This is a genomic window from Bacillus sp. SG-1, from assembly GCF_000181495.1.
GTDB lineage: Bacteria > Bacillota > Bacilli > Bacillales > Bacillaceae_B > Rossellomorea.
On record NZ_ABCF01000026.1, the window covers coordinates 26,893 to 37,491 of the forward strand.

General features: G+C 44.3%; 10 protein-coding genes and 1 other annotated feature (1 of these 11 only partly in view). Of the genes, 5 read left to right on the plus strand and 5 right to left on the minus strand.

Features of this window, described 5'->3' with window-relative positions; genetic code table 11:
* Positions 1-204: a binding site (T-box leader), on the minus strand; it reaches 4 nt to the left of the window's first position.
* A gap of 60 nt (positions 205-264) precedes the next feature.
* The 3 genes from BSG1_RS11810 to mgtE form a co-directional block, all read right to left on the minus strand.
* Positions 265-1,443 (minus strand): FtsW/RodA/SpoVE family cell cycle protein, encoded by a 1,179-nt coding sequence (locus tag BSG1_RS11810; protein ID WP_044022806.1) that lies wholly within the window; start codon positions 1,441-1,443, stop codon positions 265-267.
* A 668-nt stretch (positions 1,444-2,111) separates the two neighbouring features.
* Entirely contained in the window at positions 2,112-3,413 is a 1,302-nt protein-coding gene (locus BSG1_RS11820; RefSeq protein WP_006837275.1) for a hemolysin family protein, read from the minus strand.
* A 136-nt stretch (positions 3,414-3,549) separates the two neighbouring features.
* Complete coding sequence (gene mgtE, locus BSG1_RS11825) at positions 3,550-4,908, minus strand: magnesium transporter (RefSeq protein WP_044022807.1); 1,359 nt, start codon at positions 4,906-4,908, stop codon at positions 3,550-3,552.
* 140 nt (positions 4,909-5,048) lie between these two features.
* Here mgtE and BSG1_RS11830 point away from each other — a divergent pair, with 140 nt between their 5' ends.
* Positions 5,049-5,840, plus strand: a complete 792-nt coding sequence (locus BSG1_RS11830) for a hypothetical protein (RefSeq protein ID WP_232214233.1) — start codon at positions 5,049-5,051, stop codon at positions 5,838-5,840.
* Positions 5,841-5,995: 155 nt separating this feature from the next.
* Here BSG1_RS11830 and BSG1_RS11835 read toward each other — a convergent pair whose 3' ends face one another.
* Positions 5,996-6,568, minus strand: coding sequence for a GNAT family N-acetyltransferase (locus BSG1_RS11835; RefSeq protein ID WP_006837278.1), 573 nt, complete (start codon positions 6,566-6,568; stop codon positions 5,996-5,998).
* Between the two features lie 151 nt (positions 6,569-6,719).
* Between BSG1_RS11835 and BSG1_RS11840 the strand changes: the two genes are divergently transcribed.
* The 3 genes from BSG1_RS11840 (at position 6,720) to BSG1_RS21775 (ending at position 8,418) form a co-directional block, all read left to right on the plus strand.
* The gene (locus BSG1_RS11840; protein ID WP_006837279.1) at positions 6,720-7,100 is read left to right on the plus strand and encodes a VOC family protein; all 381 of its coding nucleotides are present in this window, start codon (positions 6,720-6,722) and stop codon (positions 7,098-7,100) included.
* Positions 7,101-7,293: 193 nt separating this feature from the next.
* Positions 7,294-8,139, plus strand: a complete 846-nt coding sequence (locus tag BSG1_RS11845; protein WP_044022808.1) for a protein-glutamine gamma-glutamyltransferase — start codon at positions 7,294-7,296, stop codon at positions 8,137-8,139.
* A 132-nt stretch (positions 8,140-8,271) separates the two neighbouring features.
* Complete coding sequence (locus tag BSG1_RS21775; protein ID WP_156791479.1) at positions 8,272-8,418, plus strand: YjcZ family sporulation protein; 147 nt, start codon at positions 8,272-8,274, stop codon at positions 8,416-8,418.
* 49 nt (positions 8,419-8,467) lie between these two features.
* On the opposite strand, the gene BSG1_RS11855 is transcribed toward BSG1_RS21775, so the two are convergent.
* A complete protein-coding gene (locus BSG1_RS11855) occupies positions 8,468-9,724 on the minus strand; it encodes an MFS transporter (protein WP_044022809.1) in 1,257 nt (418 codons plus the stop codon).
* A 412-nt stretch (positions 9,725-10,136) separates the two neighbouring features.
* Here BSG1_RS11855 and BSG1_RS11865 point away from each other — a divergent pair.
* Positions 10,137-10,599: SulP family inorganic anion transporter (locus BSG1_RS11865; protein WP_006837283.1), on the plus strand; the 463-nt coding region annotated here is incomplete at its 3' end.

A 10,599-nucleotide genomic window follows, 5' to 3' on the forward strand; every position in this document is an offset into this window, starting at 1 on the left:
GAGACGGGTTTCCCGCGGTACCACTCTTCTTCCCCAAACAGGGCAGCTCATCAGATAACGGGATGTACCCGGCATATCCTACTGAACAGCTTCAGATATGCTTCTCCAAAGTGCGCTTCATTTCAAGGGGAACACCGGGCTCGCACCATCCCCGGTTCTCTGAAGTTCTGACCTTGAAACTACTCTCTTTGTCATCGAACTAATTATTGTTAGAGAGTATTATACACACTTCCCTTGCGAAAGGAAACTATTCCATTGGGAATTTTATGAATCATCTGAAGAGAACATGTAATTTTTATGGTAAAACCTCATGCTGAACACAAGTCCCAGTGCAAGCATATTCCCCATTAAGGCACTTCCTCCATAGCTGATGAAGGGAAGGGGAATACCGGTGATCGGCAGAAGCTGAATGGTCATGCCGATATTTTGGAAGACGTGAAAGGTAATCATGCTGATAACCCCCGCGCAAACATAGGCACTGAAAGGTTCTTTAATATCAAGGGCAGTCTTCGTCAAATGATAGATAAGCAGGAAGAACAAACTGATCACAACACTGGCACCGATGAATCCGAATTCTTCTCCGATGACACTGAAAATGAAATCAGTATGGTTTTCAGGGATGTATACCTGTTTATCCTGATAACCTTTACCGAATACTTGCCCCGATCCGATGGCTTTCAAGGAATTGACCAAGTGGTAACCTTCTTGCTTTTGATAGTTATAAGGATCGAGCCATGAATAGATACGACCGAACTGATAAGGCTGGACGTTTAAATATTTCTCCAATACCTGAGGTGCCCAAATCACCAATGCCAGAATGGAGGCACCGATCGCAGCGACACTCGTAAAGATTGGGACAATGACTTTCCAGCTGATGCCGGAAACAAGGATCAGGCCGCTGACGATGGCGATGATCACGAGCGAGGTTCCCAAGTCAGGCTGCTGCATGATCAACCCGAGAGGAATCATGGCAGCCACCCCGATTTTCATGAGTAAAATGAAATCGGTCTTTAATGTTTTCTTAGGGTTGTTTTCATGGTGACTGCTGATCACCCTTGCAATTGCAAGGATCAAAAAAGTCTTCATGAATTCGGATGGCTGAACTGAACCGATTCCGGGAAGTTCAAACCAGCTTTTCGCTCCGTTAATTCGAGGCGCGATGCTGGCTGGAGCAACGACTAAGAAGGCAAGCAGGAATATCCCAATTCCATAGGCATACCAGGCGAGCCTCCTGTATTGCTCAGGGTCAAAGAGAAGGGCAAACCCGATAATGATAAAGCCGACGACATACCAAAACGCCTGCCTCAGTACAAAGTTATACCCGGCGTACTGCCCGGATGTCTGGGCACTGCTGATGGCAATGACACTGACCATGAAAAAGAGAAACAATAAAAATATTAATCCCCAATCGAATTTATCTGAAAAACGCTGGCGAGTTTCCATTTGCATTCACCTATTCTAATTGAATTCTATAGTACAGTTTAATGGAAGTCCGAGAAATATGAAAATGTTTTTATTAGTAAATTTTTGGGCGGAGGCAACTCGTTGCTCTATATTTAACAGGCTGCAAACACTTTAAGTCTTCCTATAGGTTGCACCGCAGAAGAAACCTATTAGCAGGGCAACGATTTAATTACGGCTTAGATGATTTTATAAGTGCAAAAGTGAACTTACTTAATTGATATGTGAGTTGGGAGTTAAGTGAAAATCACATACAAAAGAGCGAGTGATTGGTATGCGAGTTGAGTTTAAACCCGAAATCACATACAAAAGAGCAAGCAATTGGTGTGTAAGTTGGGTTCAAACCCAGAACCACCTACAAAAGAGCAAGCAATTGGCAGGTAAGTCTTTAAAAATCCAATCTCACCTACAAAAAAGTCCCAAAATGGCAGGCCGCGCAGAAGAACAGCAGCATAAACAGCTGTTTATACAAAACATAAGGAACTATGTAATGCTTCAAAACCTGTCCAAATACCACTCTTAACTCTATCAAAGAAAATATTGTTGAACAATGATGATTTAGAGGGGTTTTTGTCTCCATCTTTCCTATTACCCTAAAATGACATATTAATGCTTCCTGGGCAAACAATGAGGACTGCCGGCAATTCCGGTCAGTCCTCCTCGATTTTCTTCACTTCGACATAAAAGATATGGTGGCCTTCCATTTCTTTGGCGGTGATTTTATATCCGCCTTCAAACAGGGAGTCTCCTTGTTTAAGGTCATATTTTTGGGTGAGCATCCAGCCCCCGATGGTATCGACTTCTTCGTCCGAAAGCTCAGTCCCGAGGAGCTCGTTAAATTCATTGATCAGCAGTTTTGCGTCAAAGATAAAATGAGTCTCGCCTACTTTTTGTACATACGGACGTTCATCGATATCGAATTCATCTTGGATTTCCCCGACGATTTCTTCAATTATGTCCTCAGCAGTTATCAGACCGGCCGTCCCTCCGTATTCATCAATAAGGATCGCCATGTGTGAGCGCTCCTTTTGCATTTTCAATAGAAGGTTTTGAAGAGGAATCGTTTCAATGACCCGGATGATTGGTTTGATATAGTTGGGCACCGGCTGATCCTGCGGGCAGTCACTGCTCAGGCAGTCGGTGAGGATTTCCTTGATATTGATGACCCCAAGAATATTATCCTTATCGCCTTCGGTAACAGGGTAGCGTGTATATCCTTCTTCTTTTACCGTCTTCACGATCTCCTTCAATGGGGTATCCTTTTCAAGGGAGATAATCTCCATCCTTGGCACCATCACTTCTTTAGCGATTCGGTTATCAAATTCAAAGATCTTGTTAACATATTCAAGCTCAGATTTATTGATCTCGCCGCTTTGATAGCTCTCGGATAAAATGATCCTCAGTTCTTCTTCTGAATGCGCCACTTCATGTTCCGAAGCGTCCCCAAGGCCGAACATCCTTGTGATGAAACGGGCCGAACCATTCAATGTGAAGATGAAAGGGTACATGATTTTATAAAACCAAATTAATGGCTTTGCGGTCAGAAGGGTGAGTTGTTCGGCTCTTTGAATGGCCCAGGTTTTAGGGGCAAGTTCACCGATGACAACATGCAAGAATGTAATCACGCCGAATGCAATGACAAAGGCGATCACATGTGAGACCGATTCCGGAATGGCGAAGCTTTCGAATACAGGATTCAGCAGCACGACGATCGTTGGTTCACCCAACCAGCCCAATCCAAGGGCAGTGATGGTGATGCCGAGCTGACAGGCTGACAAGTAGCCGTCGAGATTGGAAATGATCTTTTGGGCGGCTTTTGCTTTAGGATTCCCTTCCGAGACAAGCTGATCGATTCGGCTCGATCTCACTTTGACAATCGCGAACTCGGAAGCGACGAAAAAAGCGGTCAAGCCAATCAGGACGGCTACGAGAAATAGATTTAATACAATCATAAAATAAGGGCTTCCCCCTTAAAACGTTAAGAGGATATTGCCTCTGCACCTCCTCCGAATAAAAACTCTCACTTTTACATTCCCCCAATTACCGGTAATTAGTCTTATATGGCGGAATTATTCGGGAAGGCTCTCCCTACATTAAAGACCGGATGAAAAACGAGGCCAATCCGAAGTATATGAGCAGCGATAAAATGTCATTGATGGTGGTGATCAGCGGGCCTGATGCAACAGCAGGATCAACCTTCAGTTTATATAAAATCAAGGGAATTACGGTTCCGGCCATGGTTCCGATAATCAGTGTAAGCAGGAGGGATGTCCCAACTACAAAACTGAGTATATAGCTGCCCTGCCAAACGTAGGCAATGGCGGCAATCAAGAATGCGCAGGTAATCCCAATTATGAGTGCGACTCCGAACTCCCTTCCGATCAACCGCATGACGGTCTTCATATCGATGTCGCGGGAAGCCAGTCCACGGACTACGACAGCCAAAGACTGTGTGCCTGTATTCCCGGTCATTCCGGCAATCATAGGCATGAAAAAAGCCAGAGCCACGGCTTTTGATAATGTCTCTTCAAATGTAGAAATGATGCTGCCTGATACCAGTCCGATAAACAGCAGCAAGATTAGCCATGGCAGCCTTCTGTAAGCAGCAATATGGGATTTTGTATCAAAATCGATGGCTTTACCGGATGCGGACAGTTTTTCGATATCTTCATTGGCTTCCTGAATGACAACGTCGATAATATCATCGAACGTGATGATCCCTTTCAGTACACCATCATCGTCAATGACAGGGATAGCGAGGAAATCATAACGTTCAATCAGTCTGGCCGCTTCCTCCTGATCTGTCTCCAAACCGATCGAGATGACCCTCGTATACATGATGTCTCTGATCATATTTTCCGTATCAGCAAGAAGGAGGTCACGATAGGAGACGACACCGACGAGCTTCCGGTTTTCGTCCACCACGTACAAGTAGTTGATGGTTTCGGCAAATTCCGCAAAAGTTTTCAGTTTGTCAACTGCTTCCCGTACGGAATAATAATGCCTGATCCAGACAAAGCGGTTGGTCATCAAGCGACCGGCTGTTTCAGGCGGGTAATTCATCATGTCCTGGACAATCGATGATTCTTCTTTTGTCATCCCGGACAGGAAATTTTGGATCCGCTCTGGAGACATATTGTCGAGCAATGAAGCGATATCGTCATTGTCCATATCATCAAGGACTTTGCCGGAACGTTCTTTTCCAACCTTTTGAAGGGCAGAAATCTGTTCATCTGGAGAGAGTTCCTGAATCATATCCGCCAGAACGGGTATGGTTAATTGGAGGAGAAAACGGGATTGGTGTTTATCCGGCAGGGCTGTATAAATCAAAGCCATGTCATATGGCTGTAATTCTTCCATGATATCCTGGAATTCTTTTTTCTTTCCTTCTTTGAGTGCTTTGATTGTAAGCAGGGTCAATTGGTCTTGGGGCAGTGCTTTATACATGCTCCGGCCTCCTTTGGTGGAGAGTTCATCTTCTATTATCATCACACACAGCATTAATAAAATGTAATGATAATAAAATATTATTTTCGTCAAAATTTGATAAAATTAACGTTATGAACTCGGATTCCAGAATAAGGGATGTGGTACACCTGAAACAGAACGGCAATTTCAAAGACGTCATCTATGTACATCAAAATGAAACGTTGAAATATGTGATGTCTTACGGGTTGGAGTTCCGTGATTTTTCACAAAACCTGCCGCAGCCTCTCAATCATTTGTTGTTGATCAAGCACCAGTTCGATCACGGCTCCTTCAATATGAATACAATGATGGAGTATACAAATAAGAAAGAGGTCAGCAAGTTAGCGGGAGATGATATATACAGTTACGGAGATTTTTGCTGGATTGATTTTGAAGAAGTGGACGGTCTCGATCAGTTAAGTGGACAGGAACTGGCTGAAATTCTGTATATGGGACATACAAAGCAAAGCTTGGATTCTCCTTTCTACTCCAAATTGAACAATCGTTTCGTCTATCTTGCCCATGACGACGGTTGGTTCAATAAAACGTATTATCGCTATACAGATGATTTTTACAGTATGCTGGGGAGCGCGATTTCCGCAAAGCTCCTGAATCAAAAAGGCGACAAGTCTCTGAAGCGCCTGCTGCCGGGCCAAAAGGTCACCAATCTGCCGCCGATCCCAAAAGAAGTCATGTATTCATTGAAGGAAAAGATCAAAGAGGGCGCGGCCATCTCTATCGAAAAAACGGTAAAAGGCAGAGGGACTATCAAGGTTCCGGTCTGGGTGATGGGCGACTACATGAACATGGACACGATGTACGATGACTACAGAGTTCGTTCAGCCAATCAGCCATACGGATACCTCGTCTTTGACCGAAAAACGAAAGAGTGGGGACTCTACATCAACTAAAAGAACCAGATCAGGCACTCAGGCTTGATCTGGTTCTTTTTTGAAGTTATGGACTTTAGTCCTTTAAAGCACGAAGAGGGACAGTCCCTCTTCGCGCTTTAAAGGACTAAAGTCGCTCAAACAAAAAAACAGGACGAGTAAAGAGGCTCATCCTGTTATCTTACAAAATCCGGTTTCTTTTCTTCCCATTCCTCCCGGAGAATGCCCATCCGAATCGAGTCATAATATTCTCCATTGTAATAACGGCACTTCCTCATCCTGCCTTCGAGGATCATGCCGACTTTTTCCGCCGCTTTCATCATGCGCTCGTTTCCTGACCAGGTCGTGATGCCGACGCGCGGGATATCAAGTGTCTGGAAGAGGTGTTCTACCCAAAGAGCCAGTGCTTCTGTGCCGTAACCGCCATTCCAATACTCGGGGCGGTAAATCCCGATGCCTGCTTCAAGCCACTTTGTGTCCTGGTTCTCCCAATAATAAGTAACGGTGCCGATGATGATGTCATCATCTGCAATAATCGCCAGTCTTTGGTTGTCCCGGCCGTCTTTAATCTTTCTCGTCGTTCCCTTTATATAAGATTTATAGTTTGGTTTACTATGCGGGAAGTAAGGGGCATCCCAGTTTTTCCATTCGGGAAGAGTGTCGCCTTCTCCATAAATCAGCTCGAATAATTCCGGAAGATCTTCAGGCTCGACTGCCCGTAATGTTACTTTTCGTCCTGTAATAGTCATTCTATCTCTCCTATATCTATCGTCAGAATATTTCATCTTAATTCATTTAACCATACTCGGCTGTTTCCCTAAAGGAAAATACATTCTCAGAGAGGATTTTCGTTCATATAAGTGAAATATGAAAAGAGGACAAACATAAGGGGGATTATAAATGACAGTAAAATTAGGCTACATCATTTTATATGTGGAAGATCTGAATAAGACCCTCCATTTTTACAGAGATTTGCTGGGGCTTTCCGTAAAAATGGAGGCGGGAACATATATTGAACTTGAAACAGGGGGGACGACCCTTTCTTTCAATACAAGGGAATCAGGCAGGGAGATCACCGGGCTGCCGATTCCGAATCAAAAGCGGAAAGAACAAACATTTGAACTCGGACTAGTCACGGAGGATGTAAAAGGAACCGTGGAAAAGGTAAGAGGGGAAGGAGTCCCGGTCCTGCTGGAACCGACAGAAAAGCCATGGGGGCAGGTCGTGGCGTATGTTGAAGACCCTGACGGACATTATATCGAAATATGTACACCGCTATAGCCTCGAGAGCGGCTCAGCCGCATAAGCCACATTAATAAAGTTCTCCCGAATTATTAAATCTATAGTAACGATTCAAGCAGGCCTGTATCCCAGACATCAAGGATACAGGCTTTTTTCATCGCGTCCTCATTTTCAATTACATTAACGAATAGAAATAGTAGTAACAAATATTTTATTCGGGATGGGGAAGCTGATGATACAAATAGCAGGGAGAACTTTTCGGCAAATAGATTCTTTAAACCTGGGAAGTGTCGAAAAAGAAATCGCTGAAAAGATGTCTGTTGCCGCAGTCGCCTATTCATATCCATCAAACAAGGATTTTTTGTTTGAACTGAAATACCGGAAAAATATGATTGAAAGTGCTAAACAAATGAGTGAAGGCAAAGCAGTGTTCACCACTTTCGCTTACGCCAGTTGCAACCCTGCCTACTGGGACCTGACAAGTGCAGGGGGATTCAGGCTCAGGTCCGATGTCAATCCCTCTGATGCGGTCAGGGATATTTTCACCAACAGTGCCCTGTATGCTTTTGAGTGTGCGACAGCCTGTGTCATTATTTATTACCATGCTGTTTTGAACAGTATAGGCAGGTCTGATTTTGATTCGATTTTTCAAGATCTCTATCTATACAGCTGGCATACGGACGCGGACCTTGGAATTCATACCTTTTATGGAAATCATATCTTGCCTGGCGATGTTGTCTATTTTAATAATCCTGATTACAGCCCGGATAATCCCTGGTACAGGGGAGTCAATGCTGTGGTTATGGAAGATGGGCGTTTCTTTGGACATGGACTTGGCATAATGAGCGATAAGGAAATCTTGGGATTTCTCGATAACATGAGGAAGGAAGGAAGTGACCGATCCGCTTACCTGACAAGTTTGATCACAAGGCTTTCATTTAATAGTGCAGCGGGATATGGAGTTTCCCAATGGAGCCGGAAAAGTAAACAGCATATCGTCGCTCACCATAACAAGGATTCCATTTCATGCATAAGGTATCGGCGTTATCTTTATAAAGGGAAATATTCTCCATATTAGACTTTCACCCATTTTTGAGGTTGACGGGCTCACATCACGCATAAGCAGAGTACTATAACTAGTGATAAATATGCCCTAAAAAGGAAGTGACAAGAAATGTATGGAAATGTAAATGCAGCCCCTAATGTAAATATGGCGCCTACTGCAGTTTCTCCTGCTTACACTGCGCCAGGTTATGGATATTGTGCTCCAGCCCGTGGATATGGAGACTTTGTATTGATTGTCGTGTTGTTCATCCTATTGATTATCGTAGGAGCTTCATTCGTCCCTAAGTGTTAATATATATGATGGAAAAAATCCTGTGCAGTGATTTGCACAGGATTTTTTCTTATGAAGCAGTTTCCCTTTCCGGTTTTTTCGCCAGGAGTGAAAAGATTATGCCGATAGCAGGCAGGATCAGAGTCAATAGCAGGATTTCTGTATATCCATTGAACATATCATAGGCAAACCCGAATGGCAGTGGCCCGAAAGCCGAACCGAGCACCATCACGGTCGTAGCGGTCCCTTTGATCCGTCCCAGCGCAGCCCTTCCGTAATAGCTCGGCCAGATATAGTTCAGCGCGATCCTTTCGAAACCTCCGCTGATGCCCCATAACAGTCCGAAGACAATCGCGAGCCAAGGTGTTTTCATTACAAATAAAAATAGGATGAAGATAATTTCCCCGAGGAAAATCCCGGCAAGAACATAATTGACTTTTACCTTGTCCAAAACCCTTCCGGCTAGCAGGGTCACCGGGAAACCGACGAGTGCCATGAGACTCAGGACAAGCGCAGCAGATCCAGCGGATAGGTCATTCCATTTAAAGATCGAGATAAGGTGAAACGTGATGCCGGTATTCACCAAAGCCGGGATGCTGACGCAAAATAGGATCAGCCAGAATGCTTTCGTCTTCAAAGCTTCCTGGAAAGTCCAGTTATCCTCCAAATCATCTTCCTCTTCTTCGGTCATATCAGGCCTTACTTGCCGTCCATCAGGAAGCAGGCCGATATCCTCCGGTTTGTTCCGCACAAAAAAGAGGGCAAGTGGAGTAAAGACGACAAGGAGAAGAACTGCCCAGACTGACCAGGTGAAACTCCAGCCGTATTGAGTCACAAGCCAGGCATTGACGGGCGGAATTGCTGCAGAGCTTGCAAACCCTCCAATCGCCATGAAACTCAGAGCTTTCCCGCGCTTTAAAATAAACCACTGAGGAACAAGCGTATTCGGGATAAGTGTCAGTGAACCCTGCCCGAATAACCTAATCAGGAAAAAGCCGACGAAGAGCATTGCGATATTAGAAACCATGCTGTTCAGCAGACAGGCCAGTGCAAGCCCGACTGATGCAATAACGAGCATTCGTCTCTGCCCGAAGCGGTCGATGAACCATCCAACAAAAAACATACATAACCCCGACAGCAACGTTGCTGCAGAGTAGATGGAGGAAACCTGCGACCGGGTCCAACCGAAATCAGCGATATACCTGTCTATAAATACAGAGACGGAATACGTCTGCCCTGGCCCGGAAAAAAATACAGCCAGGCCTGAAACGGCGACGATCAACCATCCATAATAAAACTTGGTATGTATAGGTGCATTTGAGTTCATTGTACAACCTCCTTTCCATAGGATAGCAAAATTGTTGTTCATACTTGTAAAGATTTGACTGCTAATCGCGAATTTTTTTCTGAATAGTTAAACTTCAATAAGACCTGAATTTGATAGATAATGGAGATTAAGTTAGGAAAACGAAGATGCAGAGAGTAAATTTATATAAAAACCGCTTACATATACTCTTGTTAAGTTCCCTGATAGAAGGTATGATTACTCATGTTTTGGTCGGTGTCTTTTCTATGGGAAAAGAAATACTATTAAAAGAATGCTATTTTCATATGATGTGCTGCTTCGTCATGGGGTTTTTTACTTATAGCGGGCTCTTCCAAGAGTTCTTCAATACTGGACGAATTCAAGTGTGACAGCAACAATCTAACGGAAAGAGCATAGAAAGAGGTGCAAGTTTTTGTTCAAAAACTTTAAAGCTGAATGGTTTGGAAATGTCAGAGGAGATATCCTTTCAGGGATCGTCGTGGCTCTGGCTTTGATTCCGGAAGCAATTGCGTTCTCCATCATCGCGGGTGTCGACCCGATGGTTGGACTGTATGCTTCCTTCTGTATTGCGGTTGTCATTGCTTTTGTCGGAGGACGTCCGGCAATGATTTCAGCAGCGACGGGCGCGATGGCCTTGCTGATGGTTACACTGGTTGCAGATCATGGACTGCAGTATTTATTTGCAGCCACGATTTTAACGGGTGTGCTTCAGATATTATTCGGAGTTTTTAAGCTCGGGAGATTTATGAAGTTTATCCCGCGCTCTGTTATGATAGGATTCGTAAACGCCTTGGCGATCTTGATCTTCATGGCGCAGGTTCCTCATTTCCTAGGTGAAGGCATGTTGGTATATGCGTTAATTGCAGGTGCGCTTG